Genomic DNA, 21,670 nt, shown 5'->3' with positions numbered 1-21,670 from the left:
GATGTATTTTTCATGCTTCTCAGCAAGTAAAAAGATATACGACAACCCGTCCTAAAACACTTGCCGGTGCAGAGCTATATGGGCTTTCAAATGACTTATTTAAGGTAAATTCAACAGATGCAGCATTAAATTGGGTTAGGCGTTTAACAGACTGGAAAATTAAGCATAAAGCCTTTTTAGATGAAGTATCTTATGACGAGTACGGAAAACCTAGATTAAAACATGAGAGACTTTTAAAAGCAGAGCAGTCACTCATTGTATTAATAAAATCCGGTACCTCATTCACTTACCTAGATGAGACATTAGACTTTGACTGTTCATCTACTAATAACCGTATTGAAGGCGGCATAAATGCTCAATTAAGAGCTATGTTGCGTTACCATAGAGGGATGAATATTGAAAGACGAATAAAAGCGGTTTTCTGGTGGTGCTACATGCACTCACCGAAACCGCTTTCACCCGCTGAAATACTCGAGGTTATGCCGACCAACAAAAGTATTTCTCAACTATATGATACCATGAATTCTAGAGAAAGATTAGAAAATTCTATCCCAACTTGGGGTGATGCTATTGTATGGAGTGATTTTCATTTCTCTGATCCATATCCTAACTATCTTTGGGATTAAATTACCAACTCAAAATGTCCTATAACCCTAAATTGACGGGTGATCCGTAATTCACCTGCTGCCATTTTGTATGTTTTATTGATGATAGGTTTTATTCTAATCTAAAAATCTCCCTATAGGGAAAAGCCGTGTTGTAAAAGAACTATTAGTCAATGAAATTAGTCATTTCCGGTTCTTCGTAAACCGGTTTATGAATACCGGCTTTTTTACCGGCTTCAATACTTTGAAGAATCCAAGCCATATTTTGCCCCAGGGTACGCATTGTCTGGAGGCCTTCTTTATCTTTACGTACATCATCAGGTGTGAAGCCGTGAACCTGATTCCAATACTGGGAGCCGATAACAATCATATTACTCATTAAGAAATACTGGTTTAAGCGTTCAAAGGTAGCGCTGGCACCACCACGACGACAGGATACGACAGAAGCCGCTAATTTACCGTGCATAAGATTTTGAGCCATGCCTGCGAAAAATAATCTGTCTAAAAAGGAGCAGAGATTGCCGGCCGGACCGGAGTAATAAACCGGTGAGCCCACGATGATACCGTCAAATTCAGGGAGACGGGCCAATATATCATTGAGACCGTCATTGGTGAATACACAGTGACCGGTTTCAAAACATTTGGCACAGGCAATGCAACCGGAGATAGGCTTTTTGCCAATCCAATAAATTTCCGATTCAATGCCGTTTTTATTTAAAGACATACTTACTTCTTGAAGTGCTGTATCGGTACAGCCGTGTTGATTCGGGCTGCCGTTGATTAATAAGACTTTGCTCATGATGCGGCTCCTTTCATACTTATGAAAAGCTGTAATGTGAAAATGAATCGAATATAAAATATTCGATTCATTTTTATGGTAGCACATATTTTTAAGAATAAACAGTTAACATTTAATATATGTACTAAAAATATTTAATTAATGCAGATAAGAGTTAATATACAGGTAATCTATGATTATTTGCGTTTGCGCTTAGTTTTATCTTCGGAACTTTTGCCGGATGAAGCGTTAGTTGATGAGTTTTCGTCACCATCAACTCCATACAGATGGGCATCATAAGATCCTTTTACTTGAAGGTAAATAAACACGATAATACCGATAATGATAACCGTAAGGCTGGTCATCTGAGCCGATTTCAGGCCCATAGTAAGGTTTACGTAGTCACCGCGTAAAAACTCAAGGAAGAAACGAGCTGTTGAGTATAAAATAGCGTAGAGCACGAATGTCTGGCCTTTTTTGTGTGGGATAGTGTTGAATAAGAGCAACGCTACGAAGATGAGGATATCAATTTGACCTTCCCAAATTTCGGCGGGCCATAACGGTTGCGCACCATAGGTTTTGAAGGCGAGCGTTGTTTCCGGATAGAGAATGCCGAAATTGCCGCCGGTGGGATGACCGAATGCATCACCGTTCATGAGATTAGCCATGCGTCCTACCGATTGACCGAGAATTAAGGCCGGCGCAAAGACATCGGCGAATGCCCAAGTATCAATATTATGGCGTCTTACATACCAAATACCGGCTAAGGTGCCGAGCACAACACCGCCTTGTATAGCCATACCGCCTTGCCATACAAACGGAATTTCCAGGATATGATGTTGGTAATATTCCCAATCGAAAAAGAATACGTCCCACAAGCGCGCACCGACAATACCGGCGATACCGGTTGTAATGGCAAAGTCAAACATGTGTACATGCCAATCGCGCCCGTCACGTTTAAATAAATAATAAGCTACCGCAGCAGCACAGAAGATACCTAACGATAAGAGAAGCCCGTAAGCTCGAATAGGAAAGTCACCTATATAAAATAAATATTGATGCATAATTACCTCCTTATAAATAGTATATATTCATTATAGCCGAGGCTCATTCTTATGACAAATAAAAAGGCCGTATGTTATAATAAAACGTATCGAAGGAGGAGGCGATGAAGAGTGACAACCATATCATTTTTAGGTCCCCGGGGGACTTTTACGGAAGAAGCGCTGAATCGTCTTTGTGAGTGTCAATCATTGACGATTGTAAAAGAAGCCATGCATACGATTGATGAGGCTATTGAAGCGGCCATGTTGGGCCAAGTGGACTATGCGTTTGTACCGGTAGAAAATTCTTTGGGCGGTACAGTATTGACTACGGTGGACTATTTGGCGGAGCACAGTAATGTTGAAATAGCCGCTGAAATCAGCATGCCTATTCGTCATTTTTTATGGGGCTTGCCGGGGAGCGTGTCGGATGAGATAACTACAATTTATTCACATCCGCAGGCACTTAGGCAATGTAAAGCTTTTTTACAAAAAAATGCTAAAAATAAAGAACAAATTGTGACCAGTTCTACTGCTGAAGGGGCCGAAATGGTGTCCCAATCCAAGTCTTTGCAAAAAGGCGCTATTGGCGGTGAGGCTATGGGAGCACAATATGGTCTTGTTAAACTAACCGAACAAATTCAAGATAATATGTTTAATTTGACGCGGTTTATTTTGGTAAAACCGAATCAACAAATTTCTTTTAATCCTGCTATGACGAGCGGTAAATTATCGCTTCAATGTGAGCTTGACGGTTTACGACCGGGCTCTTTGTGGGAATGTCTGGGGATTTTTGCCAAACGTCAAATTAATTTAGTAAAAATTGAGTCGCGACCTACGAAAGGTCGGCTTGGCGAATATAAGTTTTTTCTCGATTTACAGATAGCAGCCAACGGGGCACAGGTTGTGGAAGCATTAGCCGAATTAGAATCTTTGGCCACTTCAATGCAATTAATGGGTGCCTATGAAACCTACCATGTAGAATAAAATGAAAGGATGTATATGAAACAAAAAGTAACACGAGCCGTTTTGGCGGCTCTTTTGACATTTTCGGTATCGGGAGCCTATGCGGCCTCCATTGAAGTAACTAAAGAGAACAGTACGTTAATACGTATAGATAACAATATAAAATCTAAAGCAACGGTTCCATCTGCGACCGGTCAAACTGCTGTTACGAGTGAAATTGCGGGAACCGGGAATGTTCAGCCTATTTCATTCCGTACGTTAGCCGGTCAGATTACCGATTCCGGTGAAATGGCAATTATAGAAGGTTCGCATATGTTAATACCGTTGTCCGTGTATCAGCAGGTTAATTTGAATCCTATTACTCGTAAAGACGATAATGTATATGTAACTTTACCGGCTCCGCGACGTGCCGGCGATATGAGCTATAACGGTGATCGACGCAACGGTGAACGTACGATTCAATTGGCCACGATTGAACGTTACGGCGTTATTTATGTGGATATGAGCGCCACATCACCGCTTCTCGGTGTTCAAGCCGATCGTACCAAAACGGGTATAGAACTGAAAGCGCCGTTGGGGGGTTTGGATATTCCGGCCCGTAAAGAAATTAAAGGTTCTATTTCCTGGGTATTTGATCCGTTTGTATCAAAACCGTATGATACGCCGGTAGCTAAAACAGGTACATCTATTGTGTCACCGACTTGGTTTGATTTTTCAGAAAACGGCTTAGCCGTTAAGCCCGGTGTAAGTTTGACATATACTAATACCTATAAAGACCAAGGGTATCGTATTTGGCCGCTTGTGACGAATAAGTTTGATGCGGATTTTACAAGCAAAGTTTTGAATGACAAAAAATATTGGAAGACGATTGCTGATGATTTAGTATTGTATGCTTTGTCTTACGGCTATGACGGTTATAATTTGGACATTGAAGACGTGCATTATAAAGACCGAGCTAAATTGACGAGCTTTGTAGCGTACTTGACGCAACGTTTGCACGAGTTTAATATCTTTGTGTCCATGGATGTAACGGGGTATTCGGACAGTGAAAATTGGTCGAAAGTGTATGACCGTAAGCATTTGGGCGAAGTTCTGGACTATATGGTACTTATGGCATATGACGAAGTATGGGCATCCAGTCCTGAAGCGGGCCCTGTAGCCAGTTATCCTTGGGTAAAACGCAATACGACGGCTCTTACCCGTGAAGTTTCACCTGAAAAAATCGTCCTCGGCGTACCGTATTATATGCGTGTATGGCAACGTACGATTTCGGTAGACGACAAGGGTAAGGTAACTTACGGTAAACCTAAGAGTCGCACTTTGACTATGTCGGAGGCGGCTGAACTAAAAACAAAATATGCTGATAGAGTTACTTGGGATAATGATTTAAAACTTAACTATGTAAAATTCAGTAATGATGAATTGGCAGAACAATTCTTGACATATGCTGAAACAGGTAAAGAACCGCGTATTGTCGCTGGCTTAAGAAATAAGTCAGCCGTTATTTCTGAAGTTTGGTTTGAAGATGAAGCCTCTATGGCTTATAAACGCGAGCTCATGAGCGAGTTGAAACTGGCCGGGTTTGCCGCATGGCGTAAAGGTTTTGAAACTGAGGCATTCCGTCAATTTATGTTTAATGATAATATTCAGGCCGATAAGTTTAAGCATGATAATATAAAAAAAGCCGGTGAGTTACCTAAGATAGAAAGCAAAAATACGTCATTGACTAAGAGTGAGACCAATACCGGTACATCACCTTTTGGTGCGTCTTCGACCGTTGTGGTAACCAAGGAATCCTAATGGAGTCCAAACAATGGTTATATTGACGGCATTGTTATAATAGTAATATAATAAAGTTTAAGACTTGAAGATAAAATAAAACGGTACAGACCTGAGGAATTTGAGTTTGAGGAGGCTGTGGCATGAACGAGAAATATGTAGCCCAGGACATTGAAAAGAAATGGCAGGCGTATTGGCTTGAACACAATACGTTTAAAACAAATTATGATGAAAGCAAAGAAAAGTACTATGTACTTGAAATGTTCCCTTATCCATCGGGGAATTTGCATATGGGGCATGTGCGTAACTATTCCATCGGTGACGTAGTAGCTCGTTTCAAAAAAATGAAGGGCTTCAACGTACTTCATCCAATGGGTTGGGATGCGTTCGGTATGCCGGCTGAAAATGCGGCTATCAAACACGGTATCGCACCAAGAAAATGGACGCTTGAAAATATTGCCAATATGAAACGTCAACAGCAGGAACTCGGTTTATCCTATGATTGGGACCGCGAAGTAGCGACTTGCAAAGAAGACTACTATCGTTGGACGCAATGGCTTTTCCAACAGTTTTATAAAAAAGGTTTGGCGTACAAAAAAGAAGCGAAAGTAAACTGGTGTGACCATTGTCATACTGTATTGGCCAATGAACAGGTTATTGACGGTCTTTGCTGGCGTTGTGACAATAAAGTAGTTAAAAAAGATCTTAAACAGTGGTTCTTAAAAATCACGGATTATGCCGATCGCTTGTTAGCAGATTTGGATACCCTTGATCATTGGCCTGAACGCGTTAAAACAATGCAGAAAAACTGGATTGGTCGCAGTGAAGGGGCTCAATTTGCCTTTGAAATTCCTGAAATCAATAAAAATATTGAAGTGTATACAACTCGTATTGATACGATTTACGGCGTTTCTTACATTGTGCTGGCTCCGGAACATCCGTATGTAGAAAAATTGATTGCCAATAAACCTAATAAGGATGAGTTAGAAGCGTTTATCTATAAAGTACGCAATTTGAATGAAATCGATCGTACGTCTACGGATGTAGAAAAAGAAGGCCTTTTCACCGGTGCGTATGCTAAACATCCTATGACCGGCAAAGACATTCCTATTTGGATTGCCAACTATGTACTCGTTGATTATGGTACCGGTGCGGTTATGGGTTCACCGGCTCATGATGAACGCGATAACAAATTTGCACGTAAATACAATTTACCTATTTTACCGGTTGTTCAGAATAAAGATAACAGCTTAACCTTTGATGAATGGCAAACAGAAGCCCACGAAGACGGTATCTTAATTAATTCCGAAGAATATAACGGTATGACGTCTGCTGAAGCTCGTGATGCTATTATTAAAAACTTGGAAGATCGCGGCTTAGGTCGTAAGATGGTTAATTACCGTTTACGTGACTGGTTAATTTCACGTCAGCGTTATTGGGGCGTGCCAATTCCGGTTGTATACTGTGATAAATGCGGTGAACAACTTGTGCCTGAAGAAGAATTACCGGTTCGTTTACCTGAAGATGTAACATTTGATGCCGGTGCTATTTCACCATTGGCTACATCTGAAAGCTTTGTAAAAGCCACTTGCCCTAAGTGTGGCGGTGAAGCTCGTCGTGAAATCGATACAATGGATACATTTATCGACTCTTCGTGGTACTTCCTTCGTTATACCGACGCTCGCAACGACAAAGAAGCATTCAATAAAGCTTTGGCCGATTACTGGATGAATGTCGATCAATATATTGGCGGTATTGAACATGCTATCTTGCACTTATTGTACTCTCGTTTCTTTGTAAAAGTAGTTCATGATCTTGGCCTTGTAAGCTATGATGAACCGTTCAAAGGTTTGTTGACTCAGGGTATGGTACTTAAAGAAGGCAGCAAAATGTCCAAATCTAAAGGCAATGTTGTATCGCCTGAAGAAATCGTTGCCAAGTATGGTGCCGATACGGCTCGTCTTTTCATTTTGTTTGCGGCTCCGGTAGAACGTGACCTTGATTGGAGCGATGAAGGGGTGGAAGGCTCTTATCGTTTCTTGAATCGTGTATGGCGTATCGTTGATGCTTACCAGGAACTTGCCAAAACAGGTCATGGTGAAAAATTATCGAAAGATGAGTTCGCGCTTCGTCGTGAATTACACCGCGTAATTAAAAAAGTTACCGAAGATCTTGATGGTAAGTTTAATTTCAATACGGCTATTTCCAGTATCATGGAATTAGTAAATGCTATGTATCAGTTCAAGGATGCTCATGATTCCGTACAGGCAGACTTAGCTAATGAATTAGTTGAAAAATTACTTCTCATGTTAGCTCCGTTCACACCTCATATTACCGAAGAATTGTGGCATGAAGTAGGTCATGAAGGCAGCATTCATCAGCAGGATTGGCCAACTTATGAAGAGGCGGCACTTGTAATTGATGAAGTGGAAATTGCTGTTCAGGTTAACGGTAAAGTTCGTGATAAATTAACGATTCCGGTAGATATGCCTAAAGCTGATTTGGAAGCACAGGCATTGGCTCTTGATCGTGTAAAAGAATTTACCGACGGTAAAACTGTTGCTAAAGTCATCATTATTCCAAATAAAATTGTGAATATTGTTGTTAAATAGTTAAATTAATTACATGAAATAATATGCACAATTTAAATTATTAAATTGTGCATATTTCTGTATAGGAGACATAAGGAGGTGCCATATGCCTAAACGCAGTGATTATATTACTTGGGACGAATATTTTATGGGGGTTGCCATTTTGGCGGCTCAACGTTCTAAAGATCCGAATACACAAGTCGGTGCTTGCATTGTAAGTCAAGATAATAAGATTCTGTCAATCGGGTATAACGGTATGCCACTCGGTTGCAGCGATGATGAATTCGCTTGGGGCCGTGATGTGGAACATGATAATAAGTATTTTTATATCGTTCACAGCGAATTGAATGCCATCTTAAATTACCGTGGCGGCTCTTTGGAAGGCAGTAAAATTTATGTTACCTTATTTCCTTGTAATGAATGCGCCAAAGCAATTATTCAAAGCGGTATTCGCGAAGTCATTTATTGGCAGGATAAATATAAAGATACACCGGAAGTTATCGCCTCCAAACGCATGTTGAGAACTGCCGGGGTACAGATCACCGAATATATACCGACAGGACGCACGGTAAACATTAGCGTATAGCACGTCGTTTCTTCTTGGTTAAATTTGCAAAAATAGGGGCAGTCAGGTATTTATCATACTAGTATAGCCCGCTATTTCTTAAGAAATGGTTATTGTTAAAAAAAGACAGACAAGAAGTCTATGTTGATAGGTACCCCGCCATTTTAACTACATTCATAGAAAGAATTAAAACAGACTAACAAGGACTCGCTCGGGTTTTCTTACGAAAAAAGTCGCTCGACCTTGTTAGTCTGTTTTATATTGTTTGAGCTATACATTACAGTAGAGACTTATGGCGGGTTACATCATTGAGAATATGAGGACATCCTTTGTCTGTCTTTTTTTTAATCTAAGTAAAAGTAAAGTATTGCGGGCTTATGCCTGGTATCTGATAGCAATCTGACTGCCTTCTATTATTTAGCCTCAAATCTCAACGACCAAGAAGAAAACTGGGCGCGCTATACGGCTAATGTTGGGGAAGAAAAGGAATTGAAAGAGCTGATTCTTGTTAAATTCTTACGTGGCTTTTCGATTCTGTATTATTCTTTCTCCTCCCACCACAGGTTGTTAATATATTGGCCTCGTGCGCTATTTGCTCTTATGAGCTGGCTCGGAATGTATTTAAGGAGAAGTAAGAAAGCCGGCAGTAAACTCAAATGCTTTGGCATGTATGAGCTTAGGAGTTGCGTGTGGAAGTAGATGTGTAGCACTATAGCCATAAAGAAAAATGACAGTGACCTTGAACGACCTTTGCTCTGTAGAGCCCGGGAGGAGAGGTTACTGTCATTTTTCTTTACTATTGTGTTCACTCCTAAGCTCATAAGAGCCTGGATTGAAAAGGTATTTGCCGGCTTTCTTCTAATTGATATTTCCGAGCCCGCTCATAAGAACCGAAACGGCGAGACCTTATATTAACAACCGACCTTCCTTCATGACCTGCACTTTTTTCCCATCGAATGTGGTGCCTTCGATATTCATGGTTTCATGACCTACCATAAAGTCAACATGTGTTAAAGAGTCATTGAGTCCTTCGGCTTTTAAATGTTCTTTGTTGAGACCGTCGCTATTGGCTAAGCAGGTAGGGTAGGCAGCACCGATGGCGAGGTGGCAGGACGCATTTTCATCATAAAGAGTTTCAAAATAAATACGATTGGATTGGCTGATTGGTGAATAGTGATCTACGAGAGCAACTTCGCCTAAATAAGCAGAGCCTTCATCAGTTTCAATCAAGTGTTTTAAATGTTCTTTGCCGACTTTGGCATCATAATCAACGATTTTACCGTTTTCAAATTTGAAGTGGAAATCATTAATCTCGTTGCCTTGGTAAATAAGCGGCTTGGTACTGTAAACAACGCCGTTAACTCCGTCGTATTGAGGTGCGGTGAATACTTCTTCGGTAGGAATATTGGCATCAAAGATGGTACCGTTTTTAGCGGATTCCGCACCGCCTTGCCATAAATGGTTTTTAGGCAAATCGATTGTTAAGTCTGTACCGTTGGCACAGGTGTAATGGAGTGTTTTAAAGTGATATTCGTTCATGGCTTTGGTGCGATGACTGAGGCGTTCTAAGTGTTTTGGTAAGTTTTCTTCTTCAGATACATTTTCAAGGCGGCAGAGTGTGAAAATTTCAGACCAAAGTGCATCTGTTTTTTCGGAATCACTACCTGTGAAACCTAATAAATCGGCCCAACGCAAGGTCGCAACGGAGGCTACACACCAAGTGAGAGTGGAGTCCATGATGGCTTCGTGATAAAAAGCGAGAGCTTTATTGAGATTGCGTGATTGAGTGGCAATGCGTTCCGATGGAACACCGGCCAAGGCTTTAGTGTTGGCACTGATTAAAGATAAAAAAGCAGCACCGGCATCGACGTATGTTTGATAATAACTTGGAATCCATGGAGCCGGGTTAGCCAATACTTCCTCGGCTGCATGTAGTAAGCGTTCTTTGCCGATTTCAGTGGAACGCCAATTAACTACGACTTCCTTGGCACCTAAGGCGTAAGCTTCTTTAGTTACGATGAGAGCAAAATCGCTGTTTTCTACATCAACGGATATAACGAGTGTTTGATTTTTTTGAAGATTTACGCCGGTGGTTAAAAGAGCGTGCGCATAATTCTGTAAACGCTTTGTTTCCATAAAATACATCCTTCCTGTATTAAAAATAATTTGTATTTAGTAAATTTAGTAACTGCTTTTTTGATGCAGACTCATACCATTGGTGCTTATCCGTACCGGTAGTGTAATTGGGTAGGATTTATATATTCCATAACGAAACTCTAAGCAAGAGTGTAAGTTGCAATCTTGAGAGGAGCTTGTTAATGGAACAGTTCAAAAAACACAAAAAGATTTGGATATTGTTAAGTATATCAATTTTTTTATATTTAATCGTACTACGGCCTATTATATCAGATTCAACGGATCAAATGAATACGTCGGGAACGGTGACGGCTACTGATACTAATTCTAATAAGGCAGGTCCGAAAGTTAATAATACGGATAAATTATCTCAGACTGATATGGGTAAGTCGGATTCCAATAATTCAACTGATTCTGATACTAATGAAGGTAATCATACCGGTGGCGATAATGAATATGTGTATGTAACGGGGGCGGTGGAAATGCCGGGGTTATATAGAATCAAAGAGGGTGAAACAGTAGGTGATGTGATTCAGGGGGCCGGCGGTTTGTTGCCGTATGCATCGGTGGATACATTAAATTTAGCGGAAATAGTTTCAAGTGGCAGCCACATTCATGTGACGTTTAATTTCATAGGCAATCCGGAGGAATTATTACGCAAGCAAAAAGTAAATATTAATACAGCTTCCGAACAGGAATTGACAAAGTTATCGGGGATTGGTCCGGGAACAGCTAAGAAGATTATTGCCTATCGGGAACAATCAGGCCCGTTTAAAGCTATTGAAGACTTAAAGAAAGTTAAAGGTATAGGGGAAGTTACTTTTAAAAAATTGGCTCCTCATATTACGATATGAGTAAATTTTTATAAAAATCGTAGCTGAATTAAAAACTGAAACGTTTATATAGGCATGAGGGGGAATGTGTTTGCAGTTATTCGATAAAAGAGGCGAAATAGTGTCAATATGTGGCAGAGTAAGGTATTTTTTCACATATACCGAATGGGGTTCATTATTCTGGCTCGCTCCAGCTTGGGGCATTGTGTTGGCTTACGGATTGCGTTATGAGTTTACTAGTCCGATGAAAATATTCCTTGGCAGTATATGGTATTTTGGGTGGCTCATTTGGCAACGAAATTGTAAAAATAAAAAGCAAAGTTATATATATGTCGGTAATTATAGTATTAATAAAAATATAATACGTCCCGGCATTACATCGCCGGCGGTAAAATTTCTTATTCTAGTAATGTTAATGGTACTTGCCGGGATCGGAGCATTTCATACATGTAATGAAATTGATAGGTATAATGAAATTAATGCCTATTATTTAGGTGCTGAAGGAACTTATACAGCAAGGGTTATGACACTTCCGGAAAGCGTTATCTTACAGGGAGAAGAATATCTGAAATTTAATGGTGAATTAGTAACGATGATTCCGGATAAAGCGGCAACAGAAGCTAAGCCAATCAAAGCGTCGGGTCAGCTTATGATATATATTAAACCGACTGAGGCGATGAAGCTGACTCCGGTTTTACCCGGGCAATATGTGTTGGTAAAAGGGCGTACCGGTCAATTAATGCAGACACCGGAAGAAGGTAGAATCGATTTAAGACCACGTTATATTTTGGATGGTCGAGTGGGGAATTTATATGAGGGAACCTATTTAGGACTTGATACATCGGTGAAGCTGTTTTGGTATACCCGTATCATTGATCGATGTGAATATTTCGTGGGATTAGCCAGGTGGAGTCTCATGAACCGTATTAGTGTAAATTTACAGGGGCAATTGGGTTCTGTGGGTCAAAGTTTACTCTTGGGAGGAGGGTACAGTTCTATTGACGGAGCCGTAATGGATTCGTTTGCCAAAACCGGTTTAATTCACATCTTATCCGTTTCGGGTTCTCATGTAGCCTTGTTATTCGGTTTTGTTTTTGTCATAGCTAAGATATTTAAGGTAAAAAAGAAACCGGCCACATATGGTGCAATTATCTTTGTTATTTTATATTGTGCGGTGGTGGGCTTTAATCCTCCGGTAGTACGATCAGCCGTAATGGGGATAATTATGGGGGTAGGGCTGATACGCGGTAATTTATATCACAGTCGTCAGGCTTTGAATATCAGTGCTGCGCTCATGCTGGCGTATGAACCGCTGTTACTATTGGATATAAGTTTTCAACTTTCATTGGGGGCTACTTACGGAATTCTGTTGTTTAGTCGCACTTTATATCAAAGGTTGCCGAAAGGCCGGCCTTATATTATGGGGCCGATTAGCTTATGCCTTAGTGCTCAATTACTTATTTGGCCGCTCCAATTATATTATTTTCATCTCATGGGTTACGGTTCATTATTAGCCGCTATCATTGTAGGTCCGCTACTTGATTTAGCCATATTGGGCACGGCTGTATTACTGCTGTTACAGATTATTTTATCAGTGAATTTTTTGTGGTCTTGGTTGGGATTGTTGTTAAAACTGGCACTCTTTCTAAATTTTTCAGTTGCTTCTTTACCGGGAGCTGTTATGTGGTTAGGTGCTTTGCCGGTATGGCTTGGCATTTTGTATGTACTTGGCTGTCGTCAGCTATACGCTGTTATGCAGGAATGGAAGGTTTGTTCATTGTCATATGAGATGCTGACTATGGGCGCTTTATTTATATTGCTGCTGCTACCGATGATTCATTTAACTGGAGAGAAGGTTTTTGTACATATAATTCCCGTCACTAAAGGGGCTGCCTTTTTAGTTGTAAAAAAAGAGTCACTGCATATGCCCAGAGGGTTTTTATATGTAACTACAGGCGGTAAAGCCTTATCCAATATGACACAAAGCTCAATTATTAACAGTATTCATTATTATGGTATACAAAGGCTGAGCGGCGTTATACTGCAGGAGGTGAATGAAAAATCAAAAGATAGTGTTATGTCCTTGTTGCATAGCTTACAATGTCCTATAGCAAATGCGCAAAAGAGTTCTATAAATAAAGATACTTATATAGGACTGTATAGTCGTGATTTTGAGCGTGAAATCAAGGAGTATCCGGGGATGATTTTAGTGGATGGGGCGAAAGAAGGATTCATATTCGGTAATAGACAAATTACACAAAACAATCTAAAATTAGAAGAGATGAAACCATATATTGTAGGAACTACAAATAGTGCAATGGCATCAAAATCGTACAACGAAAAGTCGGAAATGATGGGGATGGTGTATTGGCCTAATTCCGGCAGTCATGCTGATGTAGATCCGGCGGATTCAACCAGATATATTACGGGCACACGCGTTGTCCCGGATTTTTTATTGTAGGAGGAGCTATGGCAATTTTACTGCTTTATGGTGATGAGTCACAGCTCATTGATGAAAAGAAACGTGAGTTTTTAACAAAATACAAAGATATGGCGGTACAATCTTTAAATGATGAAGTCGAACCGGGTCGAATTTGTGAAAAGCTAAGTGAAGACTCGTTATTCGGTGAACCGACCTTATATTGTTTAATCAATCCGCCTATTTTTGTAAAACCGAATAAAAAAGTTAGCGATGATTGGCAACTATTATATGATTTATTACTTCGGTATGATGGGGCGAATCCGATTTTAATCATATATCATGACACGATTGACAAACGGACTAAGCATAATAGTGAATTTCTAAAGAAGATTGATAATGTTGCCTGTATGCGTTTGAAGGGCCCTGAAATGATTCAATGGCTGGAGTCGTATGCTAAACAAAACGGTTTTATGATTACGGCTGACGGCATTGAATATTTACGGCATCTGTTGGAGTTATGGCAAGATGTACCTGTGAGTTTTTTACGGACAGAATTTGATCGCTATTTTCTCTTGTTGCCGCCAAAGGGTAAAATTACGCAGGATTTTTTGATTCATAACGGCAGCGATTACGGTGCCAAAAATATTTTTTTATTTAAAGAAGCACTATTACAAAAGGATTTGGCTACTTTACTGGCTTTATTTCCTTATATGTTGCAAAATAAGGAGTCGGAAAGGGCGATGTCATATATAGAAGGCCAGTTACGCTTGCAATTGATGGTAAGTGAATGCAAGGGGAGCGGTTTGACGGAGCGTGAAGTACAGGATTTATTTAAAAAGAATGAATCTTCCACTAAGTCATATCCGATTACATTGGCTTATCGGCAAAGAGGCGTATCGGTACGTGCTTTGGCCAAATTATTACGCGGTTTGTATGAGGTTATGCGTAACAGTCGTCGCGGTGAAGGCGATTTATCTTATTTTAAGGATCTTTGTTTAGCCTACTGTAAATCGTAGGTAGTGGGGTGTTGTATGAAAAAGCAAGTCGGTATTGCAGCCGGTGTGGTGTTAGGATTGATTTCATTAAGTACAGGTGCCTTTTTATATCCTACCGGAAATGTTATTCAGGGTATGTATTTGGGCGATCGTAACGTTTCACAAGCCAATAAGGATGAATTGGCGGATATTGTGGAAGCGGAAGCAGCTAAGGGCCCGATACATATGAAGGTAAAATGGCAGGATGGCAAAGTGACTACCATAGCATTAAAAGATATCGGTGTTAAACCTAATGTAGATAAAACGGTTGAGGCATTGATGACTTATGGTTACGAACCGACAGTTGAAGAATATATCAGTAATCGTTGGCATGCTTTAATGTCACCGGTTTCAAAAGCTATTGTATATGATGTGAATGTACCGGCTTTAGAGGCCTTATTGCAATCGTATAGCAACGAAATCGGTTATACGGGGCATGATGCTTACTTGACGGTTGAAAACGGACAAGTTGTATTGCATAAGGAAGAACCGGGAAAACGATTAGATATCGCTAAAACGGTGGCTAATTTACAAGAACAATTGGCTAAAGGTGAAGTAACGACGCTGGAACTTGTAATTGATAATCAGGCCAAACCAAAGGTAACTGCCGAAGATTTAAAGGGAATTAATGCTGTATTGGGCACATATTCCACTACTTTTAATTCAGGTGATACAAGCCGTACCCATAATATTCAAATAGCAACCGATAAAATCAATAATGTGGTGATTCAGCCTCATCAAAACTTTTCCTTTAATGAGGTTGTCGGAGAACGTACACCTGAAGCAGGGTATGATGATGCACCGGTATTTATGAATGGTACCTTAGTACCCGGTATCGGCGGAGGAATTTGTCAAGTAAGTTCTACTTTATTTAACAGTGCTTTGTTATCCGGTATGAAAATTGTGGAACGAACACCACATTTTGCACCGGTAGGTTATATGCCGGCCGGACGCGATGCTACGGTTGCTTACGGTTATCTTGATTTCATTTTCAGCAACCCGTATAATCATCCGATTTATGTGTTGGCACATACCTCCGGTGATACACTCACTATTAGTATTTTAGGTTTTGATTCTGACGCACCTAAGTCGGTATCTGTTGCAGTCGGTAACGAACAGTCTATACCGAATGATGTAGAAACGAGCATTGATTCTTCTATTTCTGAAGAAAAGGTAACAGAAGGTCATCCGGGTTTGAGTGTGGACACGACGGTGCAAATTACCTATAAAGATGGTCGCACAAAAACAGAATCATTTAATTCTGTATACGATCCGGTAACAACGTATAGTGTAAAACCAGCTAAGCCTAAAGCAAAAGAAGACAAAGATGCCAATAAGGTTGATAAAGAGGACTCAACGTCTGCGACGGATAAAAACAATACAACAACTCATACGGATAAAAAGGGACCGGCATAATCCGGACAATAAATTGAGTTTAAAACTATGAAGGAAGGGTAGATATGCAAGTACGATATCATATAGTTCCAAAGAAACAACAGCGAACAGCCGTACTTATTGAGACAAAAAATCGAACTGTTAATATAAAAAATGTCTTATCCAAAGAGGCAGCGTTTAAAGAATTACAGCAGAAATTAGAGAATTGGTATGAGATAAAACAAATACCGATTGCCAGTTTAAATTCAGACGATAACAACACTTTGTCATACCGTTGGTCATTAGCAAACCGCGATAATTCGGCTGAAGAATTTCTTGAAGATGCCGATATGCCGCCGGGCTTTGAAGATGATTTTTTTCCATTTGCTACATTGGATGATGAACCAATCAGCATGTATGATGAACCGGTTGAGTGTCATTATGTTCCGACAGAGAGCACTTCTGTTGATATGCAAGGTGACGATTTTGCGTATCGAGGTACGGGCAGACGAAGTTTTAAAAAAGATGTGACGGATCCGGGCATGGTATTGGGACCCGCAATTTATGGTGAGACAGTTGCTATTTCTTCAATCAGTAAAAATGCTCACAATATCGTGTTTGAAGGCGTTTTTGTTTCGCTGGAAATGATAACAACCAAAAAGGGGAAAGGCCTTATAAAAGGGCATATTGTGGATGCTACCAATAGTATTCGCTTTGCTAAATTTACGGATTCCGCTGAGGAAGCTGATAAACTTTTAAAGGTGATGAAAGGTTTAAAGGCTGTTCGTGTTCAAGGTGATGTTGAATTGGATAATAAATTTGAGCACGATTTTACCTTTAAACTGCGCAGTGTAGAGGCCTTAGCGCCAAAAGCTGAACGTACCGAAAATCGTGAAGATTCTCGTGTTGAATTACATCTTCATACCAAAATGAGTGATCGTGATGCTTTAGTCAATGTAAAAGAATTATTGCAGACCATTAAAGCATGGGGGCATCCCGCTGTAGCAATTACGGATCACGGTGTTATCCAAGCATTCCCTGAAGCACAGGAAGTAGCCGGCAAATTAGGAGTTAAGGTCATTTACGGTGTGGAAGGTTATTTAATTGAAGATAGCGATGAAGAAAAGAGTGAAAAAGCAGTTAAAAGACACCACATTATTCTGTTAGCTAAAAACAGGGTAGGTCTGCGCAATCTGTATAAGATGATTTCCATTTCACATTTGAAGTACTATAAACGTCGTCCTAACTTACCAAGATCGGTTATTAAAGACCATCGCGAAGGTATTATAATCGGTTCTGCCTGTGAATCGGGGGAATTAATTCAAGCAATTGTTAATGAGGAACCGGAAGATCGTTTATTGGAAATTGCTTCTTTTTATGATTATCTTGAGATTCAACCGTTGGAAAACAATCGATTCTTAATGTATAAAAAAGAAAAGGATGCCAATAATCGTGACATAGTAAAAAAAGTTCATGATGAGTCATACTTGATTAACATTAATAAGAAGGTTGTCGAATTAGGTGATGCATTAAATAAACCTGTAGTAGCTACCTGTGATGTGCATCATTTAAATGAAGACGAAAAAATTTATCGTCAGATTATGCTTACCGTAGCAGGTTTCAAAGATACTGAGCTCACGCCGTCATTGCACTTGCGTACTACGGATGAAATGTTGGAAGAATTCAAGTATTTGGGCGAAGAGAAGGCCTACGAAGTAGTTGTTACGAATACTCGTAAAATTAATGACAGTATTGATTCTTTACAGCCGGTGCCTCAAGGGAAGACGTATTCTCCTAAAATTGAAGGGGCCGATAATGCGTTGACGGAAATGTGTTATAAGAAGGCCAAAGAAATTTACGGTGATCCGTTGCCTAAAGTTGTAGCGGAACGTTTGGATTATGAACTGACTCGTATTATCGGCAATGGTTATGGCGTGTTGTACTACATTGCTCATAAGTTGGTTCGTAAATCACTGGATGACGGTTATCTGGTAGGTTCCCGTGGTTCCGTCGGATCTTCTTTTGTAGCGACTATGGCGGATATTACGGAAGTAAATCCGTTACCACCACATTATGTTTGTCCAAAATGTAAATATAGTGAGTTTTTTGAAAAAGGCGAATATGCCGGCGGTTTTGATCTACCACGCAAAAATTGTCCGGAATGCGGTACACCGCTCCATACGAACGGCCATGATATTCCGTTTGCCATATTCATGGGCTTTAACGGGGATAAGGTGCCTGATATCGATCTTAACTTTTCCGGTGACTATCAGCCGCGAGCTCATAAATATACGGAAGAATTATTCGGCCGTGATAATGTATTCCGTGCCGGTACTATCGGTACGATAGCGACTAAAACAGCCATAGGTTATGCTAAAAAATACGCCGAAGTCAATAATATTCAGGGCCGTCAAGGCTTTTTAGAATCGTTGGCTGTAGGGCTTACGGGCGTAAAAAATACAACCGGTCAGCATCCGGGTGGTATCATGGTTTGTCCGCGCGACATGGATGTGCATGAATTTACACCGGTACAATATCCGGCCAACAAAAAAGAAAGTGGTATCATCACGACGCACTTCGATTATCACTCCTTCGAAGGTTGTATGACGAAACTGGATATTCTCGGCCATGATGATCCGACAATTATTCGTATGTTGGAAGATATTACCGGTATTGACGTTCAAACTATTCCGTTCGACGATCCGGAAACACTCAGTTTGTTCTCTTCTACTAAAGCTATCGGTTTAACGCCGGAACAGCTCATGGGGGATAAAGTGGCGTCTTTGGCTGTACCTGAATGTGGTACCGGCTTTGTACGTCGCATGTTGGAAGACTCTAAACCGCAATGTTTCTCCGATATTGTACGTATTTCCGGCTTTTCTCATGGTACCAATGTTTGGCTCGACAATGCGCAAACTTTAATTAAAAACGGTACTTGTAAATTGAATGAAGCCATTTCCACCCGTGATGACATCATGAACTTCTTAATGCATCGCGGTATTAAGCCTATTACATGCTTTAAGGTCATGGAAAACGTGCGTAAAGGTAAGAAAATCGATAAATTAAACAAACTGGGTGAAAAGGAAACGGATTACGAAGAACAAATGCGTGACGGCGGTATTCCGGAATGGTTTATTGAGTCTTGTAATAAAATTTCCTATTTGTTCCCACGTGCTCATGCGGTGGCTTACGTTATGATGGCATTCCGTATAGCATGGTTTAAAATTAATTATCCGCTTGCTTTCTACGCCGCTTATTTCTCTATTCGTGCCAAGGCTTATGATATGAGAATTATGGCCGGTTCGCTCACTGAACAACGTGCCGAATTTGATCGTTTGAAGGCTTTAGACCGCAAAGCTTCCAATAAAGACAAAGATATGATGAGTGCCCTGGAAGTATCTATGGAAATGAAACAACGCGGTTTTGATTTCCTGGTAGCGGATCTTAATTATTCGGAAGCACGTCGCTTTACGATTCATAATGGTGCTTTATTGCCACCGTTTTTGGCTGTAGACAGCCTGGGTGAAAAAGTAGCGGATTCGATTGTGGCCGAACGACAAAAGAAAGCGTTTACTTCAATAAAGGATTTACAACGTCGTTGTAAAGTATCCGCCAGCATCATTGCAACTATGCGTGATATGGGGTGTTTTAAAGATTTACCGGAAGACGAACAAATGAGTTTATTCTGATAAATAGTATTGAAAATTTGTTAACAGGCATTGTTAATCAAAACAATGTTAAAAAATACAACTGTTAAATAATACACAGTAGACAGTAAAAGGAGGTTTTTATGACCTTAAAAGTAAAAGTTCCGGTATGGATTGGTGTTGATGTAGGTACGACCGGCGTGCGTGCCACGGCGTATACGGCTACCGGTAAAGCAGTAGCTTCAACCGAAGCGTTTTATAGTTTGGAAACGCCACAGTATGATTGGGCAGAACAAAACCCACAGCAAATTTATGATGCCGTTGAAGAAGTAGTTAAAGGCACAGTGGCTGAACTACAGTATAAGTTGGTGACCATTTCCGGTCTGGCTTTAAGTTCTGTAATGCACAGCTTTATTCCGCAGGATGATAAGTTCCAGCTCCTGGGCAATATGATGACTTGGGCCGATAGCCGCAGTGCAGCTATTGTTCGTCGTTTGGAACAGGATCCTAAAGTTAAAGAATTTTATTTTAATACAGGATGTCCGTTACATGCGTGCTATCCATTGGCTAAAATTTTGTGGGTGAAAGAAAATCAGCCGTCTGTATTTGAACGAATGACTCATATCGGTTCTATTAAAGACTTCATTTTTCGCAATTTGACCGGTGAATGGGTGACAGATAAATCTGTTGCCAGCAGCAGCGGTCTCTATAACGCTCATAAAGAGTGCTGGGATGAAGAAATTTTAAACTTTATCGGTATTACAGAAAAATGTTTGCCTGAAGTTGTGTCTACTACTCACAGCAATGCGTTGCTACCGGATGTGGCTAATCGTTTAGGTTTACCGGCCGGGTTACCGGTTGTTATCGGCGCTACCGACGGTGTATTGGTAAATGTCGGTATCGGTGCTGTTTCGGCAGGCCAACTCAGCTGTACAATCGGTACTAGTGGTGCGATTCGTATGTTGACTGAAAAGCCGCGTATGGATAAACAGAATCGTACATGGTGCTATAACTTAACCGATAATATGTGGGTTGCCGGCGGTGCCATTAATAATGGCGGTATGATTTTGCGTTGGATGCGTGATCGTATTCTTCACTTACACGGGCCGCAAATGGAACAGCTTGATGTGGATCCGTACGACTTAATGACAATGAAAGCTCGTCACGTACCGGCCGGTTCCGGCGGATTACTCTTAATGCCGTTCTTTACCGGTGAACGAGCACCATACTGGAACTCCGATTTGCGAGGTGCTTTTATCGGTTTATCTTTAAATCACAGTCGTTCCTATATGATTCGTGCTACCATGGAAGGTATTTGCTATAATCTTCTCTGTGTTTTACAGGCTCTTCGTGATTTTGAAGACGTTAAAGATATTCGCGTAAGCGGTAGCTTTACCAAGTCGGAATTATGGATGCAAATCATGGCTGATGTATTCAACGAATCCATTACATTGCCGACCAACAGTGAAGGGGCTTCCTTCGGTGCTGCTGTGTTAGGTTTCATCTCTGACGGCACTTTAAAGGATATTAAAGATACCGCTGAACTTGTTACGGCTCAGGAAGTATATACACCAAAAGCGGCTAATCGTGAAGTGTATGACGAATTATTCAGCATATATGAGTCTTTATATGTAAATATGAAAGATGATTTGGCTCGTTTAGTTCACTTCCAACAGAACCATCCGTTTAATAGTTTATAACATAGTTTTTGGGGAATGAGTTAGTGTTATTTGCTTAGTTACATGCAACAGTACTTGAATATTAATTGCTTTACTGCGTGATTGTCGAAGAATCTTGTACGGGGTGATTATAGGTAACATGTAGTAAAGTGCGAAATTATTACTATTTGTATTCGAGTTCTGTTGCCGTAATGATATATTATTTTTTTTGAACTTAT

13 protein-coding genes and 1 pseudogene are annotated in these 21,670 nt (G+C 40.4%); 11 read left to right on the top strand and 3 right to left on the bottom strand.

Annotated elements, in window-relative coordinates; genetic code table 11:
• Positions 1-626: pseudogene (locus tag EO126_RS07490) on the top strand (IS256-like element ISVra1 family transposase); the annotation flags it as partial.
• A gap of 145 nt (positions 627-771) precedes the next feature.
• On the opposite strand, the gene EO126_RS07485 reads toward EO126_RS07490, so the two are convergent.
• Positions 772-1,404, bottom strand: a complete 633-nt coding sequence (locus EO126_RS07485; protein WP_127008237.1) for a flavodoxin family protein — start codon at positions 1,402-1,404, stop codon at positions 772-774.
• Between the two features lie 176 nt (positions 1,405-1,580).
• The gene (gene lgt / locus EO126_RS07480; RefSeq protein WP_006556654.1) at positions 1,581-2,447 is read right to left on the bottom strand and encodes a prolipoprotein diacylglyceryl transferase; all 867 of its coding nucleotides are present in this window, start codon (positions 2,445-2,447) and stop codon (positions 1,581-1,583) included.
• Positions 2,448-2,558: 111 nt separating this feature from the next.
• Between lgt and pheA the strand changes: the two genes are divergently transcribed.
• The 4 genes from pheA (at position 2,559) to EO126_RS07460 (ending at position 8,348) form a co-directional block, all read left to right on the top strand.
• Positions 2,559-3,413, top strand: coding sequence for a prephenate dehydratase (gene pheA / locus EO126_RS07475; protein ID WP_006556655.1), 855 nt, complete (start codon positions 2,559-2,561; stop codon positions 3,411-3,413).
• A gap of 15 nt (positions 3,414-3,428) precedes the next feature.
• On the top strand, positions 3,429-5,192 hold the full coding sequence (locus EO126_RS07470) for a glycosyl hydrolase family 18 protein (protein WP_164726717.1): 1,764 nt from the start codon (positions 3,429-3,431) through the stop codon (positions 5,190-5,192).
• A gap of 122 nt (positions 5,193-5,314) precedes the next feature.
• On the top strand, positions 5,315-7,783 hold the full coding sequence (leuS, locus tag EO126_RS07465) for a leucine--tRNA ligase (protein WP_006556657.1): 2,469 nt from the start codon (positions 5,315-5,317) through the stop codon (positions 7,781-7,783).
• Positions 7,784-7,868: 85 nt separating this feature from the next.
• The gene (locus tag EO126_RS07460) at positions 7,869-8,348 is read left to right on the top strand and encodes a deoxycytidylate deaminase (RefSeq protein ID WP_006556658.1); all 480 of its coding nucleotides are present in this window, start codon (positions 7,869-7,871) and stop codon (positions 8,346-8,348) included.
• An 885-nt stretch (positions 8,349-9,233) separates the two neighbouring features.
• Here EO126_RS07460 and EO126_RS07455 read toward each other — a convergent pair.
• Positions 9,234-10,463, bottom strand: a complete 1,230-nt coding sequence (locus EO126_RS07455; protein WP_127008233.1) for an aminopeptidase — start codon at positions 10,461-10,463, stop codon at positions 9,234-9,236.
• 182 nt (positions 10,464-10,645) lie between these two features.
• Here EO126_RS07455 and EO126_RS07450 point away from each other — a divergent pair, with 182 nt between their 5' ends.
• From EO126_RS07450 to EO126_RS07425, 6 genes are all read left to right on the top strand, one after another.
• Positions 10,646-11,317 carry a helix-hairpin-helix domain-containing protein gene (locus EO126_RS07450; RefSeq protein WP_006556660.1) on the top strand — a complete coding sequence of 224 codons (672 nt, stop codon included), beginning with the start codon at positions 10,646-10,648 and terminating at the stop codon, positions 11,315-11,317.
• Positions 11,318-11,819: 502 nt separating this feature from the next.
• On the top strand, positions 11,820-13,757 hold the full coding sequence (locus EO126_RS07445) for a ComEC/Rec2 family competence protein (RefSeq protein WP_164726716.1): 1,938 nt from the start codon (positions 11,820-11,822) through the stop codon (positions 13,755-13,757).
• Positions 13,758-13,765: 8 nt separating this feature from the next.
• Positions 13,766-14,734, top strand: coding sequence for a DNA polymerase III subunit delta (gene holA / locus EO126_RS07440; protein WP_127008229.1), 969 nt, complete (start codon positions 13,766-13,768; stop codon positions 14,732-14,734).
• Between the two features lie 15 nt (positions 14,735-14,749).
• Positions 14,750-16,168 carry a VanW family protein gene (locus tag EO126_RS07435; RefSeq protein ID WP_127008227.1) on the top strand — a complete coding sequence of 473 codons (1,419 nt, stop codon included), beginning with the start codon at positions 14,750-14,752 and terminating at the stop codon, positions 16,166-16,168.
• A gap of 44 nt (positions 16,169-16,212) precedes the next feature.
• Positions 16,213-19,815 carry a PolC-type DNA polymerase III gene (locus EO126_RS07430; RefSeq protein ID WP_127008225.1) on the top strand — a complete coding sequence of 1,201 codons (3,603 nt, stop codon included), beginning with the start codon at positions 16,213-16,215 and terminating at the stop codon, positions 19,813-19,815.
• Between the two features lie 101 nt (positions 19,816-19,916).
• Complete coding sequence (locus tag EO126_RS07425; protein ID WP_006556665.1) at positions 19,917-21,473, top strand: gluconokinase; 1,557 nt, start codon at positions 19,917-19,919, stop codon at positions 21,471-21,473.
• The last annotated feature ends 197 nt before the right edge of the window (positions 21,474-21,670 follow it).

Source organism: Veillonella seminalis (genome assembly GCF_003992065.1).
GTDB lineage: Bacteria > Bacillota > Negativicutes > Veillonellales > Veillonellaceae > Veillonella_A > Veillonella_A seminalis.
Note: the sequence above shows the minus strand (reverse complement) of the source record. Positions and strands in the feature narration are given on the sequence as shown.

Excerpts from the sequence above, each read along its gene's own strand:
- EO126_RS07445 (WP_164726716.1), top strand. The coding sequence starts at position 11,820 with ATGACACTTCCGGAAAGCGTTATCTTACAGGGAGAAGAATATCTGAAA.
- EO126_RS07460 (WP_006556658.1), top strand. The coding sequence starts at position 7,869 with ATGCCTAAACGCAGTGATTATATTACTTGGGACGAATATTTTATGGGG.
- leuS (WP_006556657.1), top strand. The coding sequence starts at position 5,315 with ATGAACGAGAAATATGTAGCCCAGGACATTGAAAAGAAATGGCAGGCG.
- EO126_RS07435 (WP_127008227.1), top strand. The coding sequence starts at position 14,750 with ATGAAAAAGCAAGTCGGTATTGCAGCCGGTGTGGTGTTAGGATTGATT.
- EO126_RS07430 (WP_127008225.1), top strand. The coding sequence starts at position 16,213 with ATGCAAGTACGATATCATATAGTTCCAAAGAAACAACAGCGAACAGCC.
- lgt (WP_006556654.1), bottom strand. The coding sequence starts at position 2,447 with ATGCATCAATATTTATTTTATATAGGTGACTTTCCTATTCGAGCTTAC.
- EO126_RS07485 (WP_127008237.1), bottom strand. The coding sequence starts at position 1,404 with ATGAGCAAAGTCTTATTAATCAACGGCAGCCCGAATCAACACGGCTGT.
- EO126_RS07455 (WP_127008233.1), bottom strand. The coding sequence starts at position 10,463 with ATGGAAACAAAGCGTTTACAGAATTATGCGCACGCTCTTTTAACCACC.
- EO126_RS07470 (WP_164726717.1), top strand. The coding sequence starts at position 3,429 with ATGAAACAAAAAGTAACACGAGCCGTTTTGGCGGCTCTTTTGACATTT.
- EO126_RS07450 (WP_006556660.1), top strand. The coding sequence starts at position 10,646 with ATGGAACAGTTCAAAAAACACAAAAAGATTTGGATATTGTTAAGTATA.
- EO126_RS07425 (WP_006556665.1), top strand. The coding sequence starts at position 19,917 with ATGACCTTAAAAGTAAAAGTTCCGGTATGGATTGGTGTTGATGTAGGT.
- holA (WP_127008229.1), top strand. The coding sequence starts at position 13,766 with ATGGCAATTTTACTGCTTTATGGTGATGAGTCACAGCTCATTGATGAA.